The organism is Pontibacter fetidus (assembly GCF_010119545.1).
Classification (GTDB): Bacteria; Bacteroidota; Bacteroidia; order Cytophagales; family Hymenobacteraceae; genus Pontibacter; species Pontibacter fetidus.
This window is the reverse complement of record NZ_JAAEAA010000003.1, coordinates 70,231-83,258: the sequence shown is the minus strand read 5'-3', so window position 1 is coordinate 83,258 and position 13,028 is coordinate 70,231. Positions and strand designations below refer to the sequence as shown.

The following is a 13,028-nucleotide window of genomic DNA, read 5'->3' as shown; positions in this document are numbered from 1 at the left end:
TTGTTTGTATCAGGATTTATAGGTTTAAGAAGCGTGTGCAGGATCCAAAATCCCCAGTACCCGACCGCAAACAATCCGGCAATTAACAACTATAGATACCCTTTTGCCTGAAGTTTAAACAGCTCTGCGTATTTGCCATTTTGTGCCAGTAGTTCTTCATGAGAGCCTAACTCTTTTAGCTGGCCTTGCTCTAAAAACAAGATTCGGTCGGCCATACGCACCGTAGAGAAGCGGTGGGAAATAAGCACTGCCGTTTTACCGGCGATAAGTTCCGAGAAACGTATAAATACTTCGTGTTCGGCGCGGGCATCAAGGGCAGAGGTTGGCTCATCCAGTATCAGCAGCTGCGCATCGCGCATGTAAGCCCGGGCCAAAGCTACTTTTTGCCACTCGCCCCCCGATAATTCTACCCCTTTGTTAAAGCGCTTACCCAGCACCTGGTCATACTTATCGGGCAGCCGCTGAATAACCGGGTCGGCCAGGCTTTTTTGTGCCGAACCTTGTATGCGCTCTGTGTCTCGGATGTTACTGATCTGGCCAATGGCAATGTTATCAGAAGCCGACATCTGGAAACGCACATAATCCTGGAAAATGATGCCTACCTGGTGGCGCAGGTCGTTCAGGTCGTACTCGCGCAAATCCACGCCATCTAGTAGTATCCTGCCTTCGGTGGGTTCATATAACCTGGCTAACAGCTTTACCAACGTTGTTTTACCGGCACCATTCTCGCCCACCAACGCCAGTTTTTCGCCGGCCCTGAGATGGAAGCTCAAATTTCTTACTGCCCATCGTTCGCTATTCTGGTACTTAAAGCCAACCTGCTCGAATGTAAAACCCTGCTGTATTGGTCTCGGAACAGGTAGCGGGTTAGTTGGCGGCGTTATCTGGGGTTTCAGCTCTAGGAAATCGAACAGATCCTGTAAGTATAAAGCACTCTCAGCAATTTGAGAGAAACGCATCATAATGCCTTGCAACAGCCCACGCATGTTACTAAACGAGCCTGCCAGAAAAGTAAGGCTACCCACTGTAATAGCTCCTGTAACAGTTTGGGCAAGTATAAACACATACGCTCCGTAATAAGCCAGCGTACCCAGCGCCGACAAAGCAATACCCCACACTGCTCGTTTTATGATCAGGCTCTTGTTGAGCAGGTAATATTTATCAGATAACAGTTTGAAGCGCTCGGCCAGGAAACCAGACAAGTTAAAGGTTTTAATCTCTTTGGCTGTTTCGTCGGAAGCACCAATGTAGCGTAGGTAGTCCAGTTCGCGGCGCTCGGGTGTCCAGGAGCGGGAAAGAGAGTAAGTGCGCTCGTTAAAATGTGTTTCGCCCAGGAACGAAGGAATAACCGCTATCAGAAGTATAACTATAAGCCATGGATTAAACGCAACCAAACCAACGGCCAGGAAACCAATCGTAACTATATCCTGCAACTGCGACAACACCTGCGACATAAGTACCACGCGCGTTACCGTTTGGCGGCGAGCCCGTTCCAGTTTATCGTAAAAAGTAGCGTCTTCAAACTGCGTCAGGTCCAGGGTAGCGGCATGTTCTATCAGTTGTATAGATGTTTTGTTAGAGAATAGATCACCCAGTAAACTATCCAGTAAGGTAATGCCGCGGTTTATGAGGTCCGAAACGATAGCCAAACCCAATTCTGCAGCTACCAATAGCCACAAATAGTTCAGGTCGCGGTCGCCGGTTACATCAATTAACCTGATAACTTCATCTATAATCAGCTTGCCAACATATAGCATCGAGAGTGGCAACGTTGATTTTACTAGGCGTAGCACCAAGTTACCAATGGTCATGGCGGGGCTGGTCTCCCAGATCAACCGGAAAAACTTCGGCAGGTTTTTCAGCGCGCCTACCTGTTCTTTAAAACTCTTTTTATCGTCGGCTGCCTTGGGTTTAGTAGCAGGTCTGTCTCTGAATAATTTCATCTATAGGTAGTACCAACTATAACCGATTATGTTTACCCTGTTACAAGTGTTTTAATCTAAACGCGAAACTATAAACCCCCTAAAATGAGAAAAGCCCCGTCAAAATGACTGGGGCCTTCTCTCACCTTAAAACAAACTAAACTAATCTAACTTTAACTAACCTTATCTTTATCCCCGAAGGGTATTTTTCAACTTTAATTCTGGTGTGCCACAAAAAATAATCTATCGCGCACGAAAAAAATCATTGAGGAATTTGGAACTCTAAATTTTTATTTCAATATTAGCTTTCCGATAAACCGTCTCTCTCAATTCGGGTGCAAAATTATGCGTCTTGATTTCTAAATGCAAGAGATCAGGCGAAATTTTTTTAATTTTTTTTGAAAAGTACCTTTACAGCTTCCTGAGCCACTTTTCGACCCAAAATTTTATTTTTCTGCGCACCTCATAACTCAGTAGATTATAGTTTAAGTCCGGCAAATCTATAGTTCCGTTATTTTTTACATCAGTATTTTCTCAATGCTGCTGTATAACATGGCCTGTAGGCTAAACAGGGGCTGGGGAAAAACTGCTTTGCCCTGTATTTTGTGCTTATCTGTGCCTTGCTTACCTTTATACTATAAGCCTTTTGCATGGAAAACCCTTTTGCCGCCCAGGTAGCACCACTTACTACCGAACAATTAGTAACGCTATTACACGAGCGCGAACAATACGAGCCCGAAATCATACTGGCCGTGATAGCCGAACTACAGACCCGCGATGTGCAACTACCCCACGACCTGGAAGAAATAAAAGCATACACGCAAGCTGTTTACGATGCTAAAATAGAGCTCGAAAACAGACCAAAAACACCCGCCGAAAAACTGAAAGGCATGCTGCAGTCTTTTGTACCAAGGCAAGGCTACTACATTACACCTATACTATTAAATAGTAATCTGTTTGTGTTTATAGTGATGCTATTGCTCGGTATTAGCTTTATAGACCCGGAGGCAGGGCAGTTATTTGCTGTCGGTGGCAACTATGGGCCTTATACTTTGTCGGGTCAGTGGTGGCGTTTATTTACCAGTACATTTATACATGCGGGCATTATACACCTGGCGCTTAACATGTTTGCCTTGGTAAGTGTGGGGCAACAACTGGAGCAGCTTATTGGTCGCATCCCGTTCCTGATCGCTTATATTTTATGCGGGCTGTCGGGTAGCCTTTTAAGTATCTGGTGGGATGGCACACGGGTAGGCGTAGGGGCATCGGGTGCTATTTTTGGCATGTTTGGCTTGTTGCTGACACTGATGGCCCTGGAACAGAAACTAACCTGGCAGGAAAAGAAGGCAATGCTGGCCAACCTGGGCTTTGTAATAGGCATAAATCTGCTGTTTGGGATGAAAGGAGGGATAGATAATGCAGCACATGCCGGCGGCCTGATAGCAGGAATTATACTAGGCGCTGTACTGATGTGGCGTTCCGGACGCCGGATAACGCAAAACTATAGTTTGGTTGGCAATTACCTTACCGCTGGTGCAGGGCTTATAGTTGTAGTGCTGATTTATGTGTTGCTGCCTTTTAAAGGGCAATTGCGCTACCTCTACACATCAGACCAGTTTGCACAGAACGAGGAGCAGGCCATGCAGGTACTTTATAAACTCTCCGAGGTTGGGGATGAGGCTAAAGCGGCAGAGTTTGTGCCCCAATTGGAGGCTGGCATACAACTATGGGACGAAAGCGAAACAATGCTGGAAACGATAGATGATGTGCAGGGCAAAGACAAAGATCGCGTACTGGTACTGCTAGACTACGTGCGGCTCCGAAAAGTATCGTACCAAATGTTGCGCGACGACCTGAAACACAACCGGCCTTTAATGAATCCTAAGCAACAACAGGTATTATACGCCATAGATGGCTATGCAAGGGCGTTGCAGCAAGGCAAAGAAGGCGATGTAGTAGATACCAGGTTCCGGAACGAGTATGAAATGCCCGACATAAAAGTACCTGAAGATGCCCCATCGGAAACTATAGCTACCCCAAACAGCAACGCTGCCCCTCTGAAAGCGCTTCTGGTAATAGATGGCGTAAAGAAAGGCTACATGACGGATGACCAGGAACCCGAGGCCATAACAGGACTGGATGAAGAACAGATAGAAAGCATAACCGTTTTAAAAGGCAAAGAAGCGCAGGCACTTTACGGGGCCGAAGGCGCAAACGGCGTTATCCAGATCACTACTAAAAAGTAAGTATAGCTTAGCGTTGACACAAGCACCACTACCTGTTATCTGTCCTGCGTGCGGGGTACAGTTGCCAGCCGGCACTACGGTGTGCACCAGCTGCCATACCCCTTTGCCCACCAAAAAATGGTATAGTTTAAAAGGCCTGAACCCGGCAGAAATATTTTTGCTCATACTTGGCGCGCTGATGCTATTGATCGGGTTGGTAGCAGTGTAAAATGAGGACCTTTGCTCACCCGGTGTTTATAGCTTGCCTGCTGCTTTTCTGGCTTAACCAGCTACTGGAGTGGCAACACATCTTTATAAGCCCGCTTTACCAATACCTCGACGACCTGCTTTGCATGCCCTTGGTGTTAACTATAACTCTGGCCACAGAGCGGCTATACTTCAGCAATAACTATTTTGTGTTACCCCTGCGGTATAGTTTGGTAGCGGCTGTGTTGGTCAGTATTTACTTCGAAGTAATATTGCCTCTGTTTTCGCCTGTTTATACTCCGGATGCGGTAGATGTGCTGTGTTATAGTGTTGGCGTGGTGGTATTTCAGGTGTTAATAAACAGGCCCCTATAGCCCACCGCAAAAGTAAAACGGCAGGCACTACGTATAGCACCTGCCGCTGCAAACAACAAACAACACTCGTTCACTTTAAAACCTTCCGGAAAGCTTGAGCAACTATAACTACAAAGCCAGTAGCATTAAACTTTACCTGCTACAAAATTAACCATTTGATGCAAGATTAACAGGCTGGTTACAAGCACCAACCCGGAAATTAGATGAACAGCACGAAACCCAAGGTTGAAGACACGGAACTATAGATTAACAGAGCCCCCGGTTTGTCTTATATAGCCATTCTGAAATTTTTTTGTGAGGCAAAGCAACCTTTCCAGAATTACTGCATCTCTTAAGCAGGTTCAGCAAATAAGGCTATCAAACTTTAACTATAACTCACAAAATAAAACTATGAGAAACATTACATCCTCCACAGCAGCTATCGTGTTTCTGTTATTACTCGCTATTTTAGGGCTAGGTGGCGATGCATGGGCCCAGCAAATAAAAGGTAACGGCAACCTGCAAACCCAAACCCGCAAAGTATCTGATTTTAGCGGCATAAAAGTTAGCGGTGGCTTTACCATAGAAATAAAGCAAGGCAAGCAGGAAGAGCTGAAAATTGAAGCTGAGGAAAACCTGATGAATAACATCAGATCAGAAGTAAAAAATGGCATGCTGTACCTGTACACCGAAGGAAGCATTAATACCCGGAAAGGTATAAAAGCCTATGTTACTGTAGATCAGTTAAACGCGCTTAAAATAAGTGGCGGTGTAAAAGTGGTAGGTTTATCTACGTTTAAGGCTGAAACTTTTGAAATGGACCTGAGCGGAGGAACCAACGTATCGCTGGCCCTGGATGTGAAAAAACTGGATGCCGATATGAGTGGAGCCAGCAAAGTAACACTGACCGGCCGTGCCGATGAAGTGGAACTGGATATGGCCGGTGCCTCGAACATTGATACCCACGAGCTAAAAGCTAAAGCTGTTAAAGTTAGTGCCAGCGGCGCCAGCAAAGTAAAAGTATTTGCCTCCGAAACTTTAACTATAGATGCAAACGGACCGTCAACTATAGCTTATGCAGGTTCTCCAAAAATACAGGCTGAAACTTCTACGTTAAGCAAAATATCCAAACTATAAAAAGCATATAACCACACCCTTAAAGAGCAGCCTGTTATGGCTGCTTTTTTTATACCTGCCGATGCAGTAAAATAGAAAAGGCTGATGCTAAACTATAGCACCAGCCTTTTTTAATGCATAGCTATAGCTAGCGTACCGGCACCGGGAACACCGCCAGGCTTTCGTGGCCTTCGGCATCAACGGACTGTACGGCGAAAAAGTAATTGTCTTTAGAATAAGGCAGGGCAACCTTGGTGTCTTTCACAAAAAACTTCTTTTCCCAGACAGGACTGCTGGTTTCGCGCATCAGTACATAGTAGCCAGCCGGTTTCTTGCCTTTGGCAGGGGCTTCCCATTGCAGGTCGGTTTTGTTTGTCAGGTTTTTGATGTTTACGCCTACGTTGGTTGGGGCATAGGGTGCCCAGGCCAGGTTTGCAAGCGATGCCAGGTTAAGTGCCGCATTTTTGCGCATGTACTCATAATCTATAAACTCGGGCAGGTCGCCGTACTGCACGCCATTTTCTACGCGCACGTCCTGGTGCTGGTGGTTATAGTTCTCGTTCATTTCGCAAACACGTATGGCCGCGAAACCATTCTGGCTAAAAGGCGTGTGGTCGCCGCCACGCAGGAAACGGTCGTTGCGGTACACCAGTTTCACTTCCAGTTGGTCCACGTAGCGTTCGCCGGTTTCTTTCATGTAGCGGGCCAGCTGGCGGCTTTCGCTGTCGTTTTCGCGGTTGGTAGAGCGGCGCATGCGGGCCTGTTCTTCTGTCTCAACAGCTGGTATGCCTTCGCTAAAAATACGCACCTGCATGTTGTTGCGCAGCTCTGTTTCATTCGAGAATGAATTTCCGATCATGTCGTTATTCAGCATTGCGATCAGGTTCCAGTTCTGGGCTTTGGCTTTTTCGGCCAGGTGGCGGGCACCCAGCAGCCCTTGCTCTTCGCCGGTTACAGCTACAAAAACTATAGTTGCCGGAAACTGGCGCGAAGCCATAATGCGGGCCAGTTCCATCACAGCAGCTACCCCCGAGCCATCGTCGTTAGCGCCTGGCGCTTTGCCTTTTGCATCCATCACATCGGTGTTGCGCGAGTCCATGTGCCCGCTGATGATCAGCACGCGGTCATCGTTAGGGTCGGTGCCTTTAAGGGTCGCCATTACGTTAGCCAGTTCCACATCCTCCGGAATACGCTGCCCGTTAGCTTTTACCTGGTATTTATCCAGTTCCACGGTCATACGGTCTCCGGATGCCTTTGCATATTTCTCAAATTCAGATTTTACCCATTCGCGGGCAGTGCCAACACCTTTTTTCTTGTCTTTAATGGTGCTCAGGGAGTGGCGGGTTTCAAAAGAAGCCAGTTTACGCACCAACGCTTCCAGGTTAGCGGCAGAAATTTCGTCTACCATCTTCTTAATTTCGTCGTCCTGCCGAACTATAGTTTGCGCAGAAGTGGCGGGTATGGTTGTAAAATATAAGCTGGCTATAGTTAGCAAAGCCAGTAAGCGGGTAAGGTTAAGTTTTAAGGTCATAATAAGTATAGGTGTAGACCTTAAATATAACTAAGAATATCAGAAAAGCATTACCTGGCTTGTGAGGCTATAGTTTAAAAAGAGCCCAAACTATAGCTTAACATGAGCAGGCTGGCTGGCGCAGGCATTTTTTGGTAACTATAGCTCGTAAGCCAGCTTGCAGCGCTCGCCTTGCAGTTTATAAAGTTCCTGCTCTACCGAAAGTATTGTTTTGGCCTCAGTAAATTCGGATTGGTAGCGTTGCGACAGCTCGCGGCGCTTTATAGCTTCCAAAAAACGACGGGTATCATCATGGTTTTCCAGCAGGAGGCCGGGCACCTGGGTTGGCTTGTTATCTTCGCCTTTGGCCACCATGGTAAAGTAAGAGGTGTTGGTGTGTTTTATCAATCCGGTTTTTACATTCTCAGCCACTACTTTTATACCTACCATCAGCGATGTATTGCCTACATAATTTACCGATGCCATCAGCGAGACCAGTTCCTGAACCTCCACGGGCTGCAGAAAATGAACACCATCTACGGTAACCGTAACACAGTAATTACCAGCATGCTTGGCTGCACAGGCATATGCCACTTTATCCATCAACGACAGCAGAATACCACCATGTATTTTACCGCCAAAGTTGGCGTAGCTCGGAATCATGAGCTCGGTAAGTGTAGTGCGAGAGTAGGAGACAGGTCGGTAAGCAGGTTCGGTCATAGTTTATAGTTTGACCCAAGTATACGGCAGCTATCCCTTTTTTGTCTGAATCAGGATTTGCGGAATTTGAAAGGATGGACAGGATTTACCAGTAAACGAAATTCCCCTCTTGAGAGGGGCAGGGGTGTGTTTTTGCTTTATAGTAGGTAAGGCGCTAGCAGGAGATGTGTACGCTGCTACGTCTTAAGCATCCTGCAAATCTATAAATCCCGTAAATCCTGATTCAGACAAAAAAAGACGCAAAGTATTGCGTCTCTACAAAATCAATCAAATCCCACCAATCCCCATTAATTCAGGTTCAGACTATAAAAACACTACTTCCTTTACCACTTCGTGGCCGGCGGCGCGATTAAGCAGTTCCACCACCTTGCTTTTGCTCATGTTAAGTTCATGCTTAAGGGGGGCAGAAGTCAGGCGTACGAAAAGTTTCTGGTCTCTAAAGTACAGTTCCTGCGTTTTCAGCGCGATTGGCTTGCCCATAATCTCCTCCCAGCGCTGCACCAGGTTTACTTCATTCAGTTTGCCTTCGAGGCGGTAAGCTTGCAAAAGCCCTTTTATACTTTCGCCTATCGTTTGGGTGCCGGCTTTTCGCTTTGCAATCTCTTCTTTCTTCTTGTAGTAGCGCACGTAATGGATATTCTATAGTAATTAAAAGCTGGCAGCCCATGTTTGTAACTATTACTGCTGCTGCCCAAGTAAAGATAAGGAGAAAAATTGACGACGAACCCAACTATCGGTTAAACTATAATGGCACAAAATAACCCCATCATCTGGACCATCGGCCACTCTACACTCAGCGCTGAAGAGTTTGTAGCAGCACTTAAGTCATTTGAGATAGAAGTGCTGGCTGATGTTCGCCGGTATCCCGGGTCCCGGAAATATCCACAGTTTAATGTTGATGCTTTGCAGACATATTTGCCCGAAGCCGGCATTAGCTACATGCCCGAAACAGAGTTAGGTGGCCGACGCAAACCAAACCCGGACTCCAAAAATACTGTCTGGCGAAGCGAGTCTTTCCGTGGATATGCCGACTATGCAGAAACAGAAGCCTTTAAGCAGGCAATTGCCGATTTAACCGAAACAGCCCTGCAAAAACGCACCGCTTATATGTGCTCCGAAGCCGTGTGGTGGCGCTGCCATCGGGCCATCATCTCGGATTACCTGAAAGAAGCCGGCTGGGTCGTAATGCACATTATGAAAGAAGGCGTAGCCAAAGAACATCCCTATACTTCAGCTTATTTGCAGACGCACGAACTATAGTTACCGCTACTTTTATAAATGCGTAACTGGCCTGGTACTGCTCTTTTGGGTTTACAGATCTGGAAGGGCGTGAGATTATTAGCCAATGTTAAGCTTCATTGCTTCAAAATTGCTTTTAATGCGTTTTATAGTTTCATAGTTAGTAAAGTCCGAAATGATAAGGTTATGCTCGCCCTCAGTTGTCATTACCTTAATGTTCTCCAATTCAATGTTTATTCCCGTTATTGAATTTACTGGTATAGATTGTTCAAAAGAATCCTCGCCAAGTCTATAAAATATTTGAGACTTCTGCCATTCAATAAATTGTCCAATTCTCTTTTTTAGTCCCTTATAGCCTACTATCATAAGGTAAATTGGGAGAAGCATAGGTAAAAGATCCAGCCAAAATCTTCTTGAGTCAAAGTTGTTTTGCCCAAAGTATAGTTTCAAGACTAAAATAGAGATAAGAGCTATTCCAATATAAAGAAATAGCTTACTCATTTTTTCAGCTCTTCTAGTCTCTACTCTATCTACTAGTTGTGTATCCATTTAACCTTTGTCTGCTGTTGATTCTTTTTTACCAGGTAAACAATTTAACCGTCAGCAATCACCTTAACCACCCCATCCTTCACATCAAATCTACGGATACTTTCGGAGAGGCCTTCTAGTATTTTGTCGGTTCTGTCGAGGTGGGTATCGGTTAAAAATATCTGGCCGAAAGTATGGGCGGCTACCATTTGCATGAGCTTGGTGATGCGCTTTTCGTCGAGGCGGTCGAAGATGTCATCTAAAAGCAGCAGGGGTTTGTGATGCTGGCGTTCGGCCATTACTTCAAAATGCGCCAACTTAAGAGCAATTACATAGCTTTTCTGCTGACCCTGCGAGCCAAAATGCTTCACGGGGTTGCCATCCATCAAAAACACGAAGTCATCCTTATGTGGGCCTATAGTTGTGCGTTGCAGCGCCATATCCTTGCGCTCGTGCTGCAGTAGTTGCTGGGCAAAATCAGAACCTAACAGCTGACTTTTATAGGTTAAGGTAACGGTTTCGGAACTGTCGGAAATGTGGCGGTAATGCTTCTGAAAGACCGGCACAAACATTTCCAGAAACTTTTCGCGTTCCTGCGCCAGTTGCTGGCCCAGCGGTACAAGCTGCTCGTTAAGTATGTGCAGGTAATCGCGGTCGTAGTAGTTGCGCTCGGCAAACTGCTTTAGCAGCGAGTTACGTTGCTTCAGAATATAGTTGAATTGAATAAGCGTTTCCAGGTACGTATGGTCCAGCTGCGAGATCAGGCTGTCGAAATACTTGCGGCGCTCTTCGCTGCCTTCGCGTATCAGGTCGGTGTCATAAGGCGAAATCAGTACCACCGGGAAGCGGCCTATGTGCTCGCTCATCTTTTCATACACCACCTTGTTGTGCGTAACCGTCTTTTTCTGGCCCTGTTTCAGGCTTACCTGCACGGTGTGCTTGGTGTCATCAACAATAAACCGGCCTTTCACCATAAAAAAGTCTTCGCCCTGCTTTATACTTTGCGCATCAGAGCTGATAAAGGCACTTTTGGTAAGCGAGAGGTAATGTATGGCATCCAGAAGGTTGGTTTTACCGCTCCCGTTGTCGCCAATAAAGCAGTTTATGTGCTCCGAAAAAGCCAGCGTGGCATCGTCGTAGTTCTTGAAAAACAGCAGACTTAGATTTTCGAGGAGCATTCAGTTTATAATTGATTTCTTTTTCCTTAATTTCGCAGCTAAACCCGTTCCGGGCCTTTTCGCCCACCATGCAAGGTAGTTTTTATACCTGAGCATGCAACGGATAAAACCCAGATTAGATTTTTACCATGGCTACGAAAGAAAAGGCAAGCGCGAAATCGGCGAAAGCAAAGGTACAGGCTGAGCCAAAGTTTTCAAAGGAAACCTATATGTGGTGGTTCGAGAACATGAAACTCATCCGCCGCTTCGAAGAAAAAACAGGCCAGTTATATGGTCAGCAAAAAATTAAAGGTTTCTGCCACCTGTACATTGGCCAGGAGGCTTGTGTGGCCGGTGCAGTAACCGCCCTCGAAAAAGGCGATAAGTGGATAACTGCTTACCGCGACCACGCACACCCGCTTGCCCTGGGCACTGACCCGGGCGCAGTAATGGCCGAAATGTTTGCAAAAGTTACCGGTTGCTCTAAAGGCAAGGGTGGTTCTATGCACATTTTTGATAAGGAAGTAAACTTTGTAGGTGGCCACGGTATTGTTGGCGGACAGGTGCCACTAGGCGCAGGTCTGGCATTTGCCGAGAAATATAACAAGACAGGCAAGCTTTGCATTTGCTACATGGGCGATGGCGCGGTGCGTCAGGGTGCTTTCCACGAAGCGCTTAACATGGCCATGAGCTGGAAACTGCCTGTAATCTTTGTGATTGAGAACAACGGTTACGCTATGGGTACTTCGGTATCGCGTACATCAAACGTGCAGGATCTTTACAAACTGGGTTCTGCGTATGATATGCCATCGTTCCCGGTTGATGCGATGAGCGTTGAGAATGTGCATACTGCTGTAGCTGAGGCTGCTGAGCGTGCCCGTGCCGGCGAAGGACCTACCTTGCTTGAGTTCAGAACTTACCGCTACAAAGGCCACTCTATGTCGGACCCTGCCAAGTACAGAACCAAAGAAGAGCTGGAAGATTACAAAGGTCGCGACTCGATAGAAGCTGTTGCTGCAGTTATACTGAAGAACGGCTGGGCTACCGAAGAAGAACTGGAGCAGATAGACGAGAAAATAAAGGCAAGAGTAATGGATGCCGTTAAATTTGCCGAAGAATCTCCTTACCCGGACCCATCTGAGTTATACACAGATATTTACGTGGAGCCGGACTACCCTTACGTAATGGACTAAAATAATTTAGAATTAGGAATTAAAAATTATAAATTTGGTGTTCCGAAATTACCGGACATAGATTTAAATCCAATTTTTAATTCCTACTTTTGAATTTCTAATTCAATTAATACCAATGGCAAAAGAAACAGTTAATAAGCACAGCGAGTTTGAAGAGCTGGTTGAGAATCCGGATGCGTTAGCAGAGCGTTTATCGCACACGGATGATTTCGTAAAGAAGAACAAATCAATTTTGCTCGGTGTGTTTGCCGCCATTGCCGCTATAGTTGTAGCAGGCTTTTTATACTTTAACCACCGCACTACCCAGAACCAGGAAGCCCAGGAAGCTATGTTCCAGGCTACTTACTATTTCGAAGCTGATTCGCTGAACAAAGCCCTTAACGGCGACGGACAGTATAAAGGCTTTTTAGCAATAGCTGACGAGTATAGCGGAACTGATGCTGCTAACCTGGCTAATTTCTACGCGGGTGTAGCCCTTTTAAAAACTGGTAAATTTGCTGAGGCACAGCAGCACCTGGAAGAGTTTGAGTCTGATGATTACCTGCTGCAGGCGCGTGCTTATAGTTTAATTGGCGATGCACTGTTAGAACAAGGTAAAAATAAAGAAGCTGCTGACCAGTACATGAAGGCTGCTAACCACAACGCTAACCCGTTCTTTTCGCCACAGTACATCATGAAAGCTGGTATCGCTTACGAAGCTGATAACAACTATAAGGCAGCTGCCGAGGCTTACGACAAAATTGTAACAGGCTACGTAACAGCAGCTGAACTGAACGACGCTAAAAAATACAAAGCTCGTGCTGAGGCACTTGCAGGAGGCGCAAACTAATCGGTAACGCCCGAGTATAAACTATAAAA

The 13,028-nt window shown here is 46.1% G+C and carries 13 protein-coding genes; 7 read left to right on the top strand and 6 right to left on the bottom strand.

What is annotated here, in order from left to right; genetic code table 11:
- Positions 1–89: 89 nt before the first annotated feature.
- The gene (locus GWO68_RS02825) at positions 90–1,943 is read right to left on the bottom strand and encodes an ABC transporter ATP-binding protein (RefSeq protein WP_162344895.1); all 1,854 of its coding nucleotides are present in this window, start codon (positions 1,941–1,943) and stop codon (positions 90–92) included.
- A 629-nt stretch (positions 1,944–2,572) separates the two neighbouring features.
- Between GWO68_RS02825 and GWO68_RS02820 the strand changes: the two genes are divergently transcribed.
- The 4 genes from GWO68_RS02820 (at position 2,573) to GWO68_RS02805 (ending at position 5,844) form a co-directional block, all read left to right on the top strand.
- Positions 2,573–4,168, top strand: a complete 1,596-nt coding sequence (locus tag GWO68_RS02820; RefSeq protein ID WP_235941916.1) for a rhomboid family intramembrane serine protease — start codon at positions 2,573–2,575, stop codon at positions 4,166–4,168.
- Positions 4,169–4,181: 13 nt separating this feature from the next.
- Complete coding sequence (locus GWO68_RS02815) at positions 4,182–4,376, top strand: zinc-ribbon domain-containing protein (RefSeq protein WP_162344894.1); 195 nt, start codon at positions 4,182–4,184, stop codon at positions 4,374–4,376.
- Between the two features lies 1 nt (position 4,377).
- Entirely contained in the window at positions 4,378–4,728 is a 351-nt protein-coding gene (locus GWO68_RS02810) for a magnesium citrate secondary transporter (protein ID WP_202923649.1), read from the top strand.
- 390 nt (positions 4,729–5,118) lie between these two features.
- Positions 5,119–5,844, top strand: coding sequence for a head GIN domain-containing protein (locus GWO68_RS02805; RefSeq protein WP_162344893.1), 726 nt, complete (start codon positions 5,119–5,121; stop codon positions 5,842–5,844).
- Between the two features lie 127 nt (positions 5,845–5,971).
- Here the strand turns inward: GWO68_RS02805 and GWO68_RS02800 are convergent, their stop codons facing one another.
- The 3 genes from GWO68_RS02800 to GWO68_RS02790 all read right to left on the bottom strand — a co-directional run bounded on the left by GWO68_RS02800 (position 5,972) and on the right by GWO68_RS02790 (position 8,680).
- Entirely contained in the window at positions 5,972–7,354 is a 1,383-nt protein-coding gene (locus GWO68_RS02800; protein ID WP_162344892.1) for a M20/M25/M40 family metallo-hydrolase, read from the bottom strand.
- 138 nt (positions 7,355–7,492) lie between these two features.
- On the bottom strand, positions 7,493–8,053 hold the full coding sequence (locus GWO68_RS02795) for an acyl-CoA thioesterase (protein ID WP_162344891.1): 561 nt from the start codon (positions 8,051–8,053) through the stop codon (positions 7,493–7,495).
- A gap of 303 nt (positions 8,054–8,356) precedes the next feature.
- Entirely contained in the window at positions 8,357–8,680 is a 324-nt protein-coding gene (locus GWO68_RS02790; protein WP_162344890.1) for a DUF721 domain-containing protein, read from the bottom strand.
- A 120-nt stretch (positions 8,681–8,800) separates the two neighbouring features.
- Here GWO68_RS02790 and GWO68_RS02785 point away from each other — a divergent pair, with 120 nt between their 5' ends.
- Positions 8,801–9,313 carry a DUF488 domain-containing protein gene (locus GWO68_RS02785; protein WP_162344889.1) on the top strand — a complete coding sequence of 171 codons (513 nt, stop codon included), beginning with the start codon at positions 8,801–8,803 and terminating at the stop codon, positions 9,311–9,313.
- Positions 9,314–9,391: 78 nt separating this feature from the next.
- Here the strand turns inward: GWO68_RS02785 and GWO68_RS02780 are convergent, their stop codons facing one another.
- On the bottom strand, positions 9,392–9,841 hold the full coding sequence (locus GWO68_RS02780; protein WP_162344888.1) for a hypothetical protein: 450 nt from the start codon (positions 9,839–9,841) through the stop codon (positions 9,392–9,394).
- A 44-nt stretch (positions 9,842–9,885) separates the two neighbouring features.
- Entirely contained in the window at positions 9,886–10,998 is a 1,113-nt protein-coding gene (gene recF, locus GWO68_RS02775; protein WP_162344887.1) for a DNA replication/repair protein RecF, read from the bottom strand.
- A gap of 128 nt (positions 10,999–11,126) precedes the next feature.
- Here recF and pdhA point away from each other — a divergent pair, with 128 nt between their 5' ends.
- Positions 11,127–12,170 carry a pyruvate dehydrogenase (acetyl-transferring) E1 component subunit alpha gene (gene pdhA, locus GWO68_RS02770; protein WP_162344886.1) on the top strand — a complete coding sequence of 348 codons (1,044 nt, stop codon included), beginning with the start codon at positions 11,127–11,129 and terminating at the stop codon, positions 12,168–12,170.
- Positions 12,171–12,285: 115 nt separating this feature from the next.
- A complete protein-coding gene (locus tag GWO68_RS02765) occupies positions 12,286–12,999 on the top strand; it encodes a tetratricopeptide repeat protein (RefSeq protein ID WP_162344885.1) in 714 nt (237 codons plus the stop codon).
- Positions 13,000–13,028 lie beyond the last annotated feature (29 nt).